Source organism: Stenotrophomonas sp. GD03958, assembly GCF_029839005.1.
GTDB lineage: Bacteria > Pseudomonadota > Gammaproteobacteria > Xanthomonadales > Xanthomonadaceae > Stenotrophomonas > Stenotrophomonas hibiscicola.
Map to the genome: position 1 here is coordinate 1 of NZ_JAOBZT010000145.1, position 907 is coordinate 907.

1 protein-coding gene is annotated in these 907 nt (G+C 62.2%); it reads left to right on the forward strand.

Annotated elements, in window-relative coordinates; translation table 11 throughout:
* Positions 1-879: transposase (locus tag N5C25_RS20465; protein ID WP_279937801.1), on the forward strand; the 879-nt coding region annotated here is incomplete at its 5' end.
* Positions 880-907 lie beyond the last annotated feature (28 nt).

Genomic DNA, 907 nt, shown 5'->3' on the forward strand with positions numbered 1-907 from the left:
TTCGCCAACACCCGGGCCGGCATAGCCAAGTGGCTCAGAACCTTGCCCCAGCGATGCCAGATCGGCATGGAAGCGACGGGGCGGTATTACGAGTTGTTGGCTCGGATGGCTGGCCAGGCAGGCCACGTTGTCTACGTAATCGATCCACGTCTGATCAAGAACTACGCCCGGGCGACGGGCTCGCGCGGCAAGACAGACGCCATGGACGCCCAAGCGATCGCCCGCTACGTGAAGAAGGAGAGTGATCGCCTGCGTGAATACGTACCGCGTACCGACGAGCAGCAGCAGATGCACGATTTGCTGCGTAAGCGGCGAGCGCTGGTGGAGACACGCGCCCGCCTAGAGCAATCCTTCGGGGTAAGCAAAAGTGACCCTGGGGAGCTGTCTGATCTGTTCTGCGCTCTGGCTGGGACGCTGTTGGAGCTGGAAAGCCAACTGCAACGCTTGGGCCGCGATGGAGAGCATGGCGCGCTCTACAAGCGCCTGCTGACCATCCCGGGTATCGGCCCTGCCGTGGCCTCTCACCTGATTTACTACATGACGCGCTGGCCCTTGGCCAACGCCAACGCATGGATCGCCTGCACCGGTCTGGATCCCCGGCCCAACGAATCTGGCGGCAGAACCGGACGGCGTCGGCTGTCCAAACAGGGCGCGCCGATGCTGCGCCAAATGCTCTATATGGCCGCGATGGGCCTCAAGCGGTGTCGCCGGGGGCAACCGCTCTACGACGAGCTGTCAAAACGCGGTCACCCCAGCACTGCCGTCTTCAATATTCTGGCAAGGAAACTGGCCAGGATCGCTTGGGGCGTGTTCAAGAGTGGCCGGGACTTCGATCCGGCCATGCTGAAGGTGGGTCAAGCCTGCTTCCAGCAGGCTTGACCGCGAACATAGGATCTCGACTCTACAA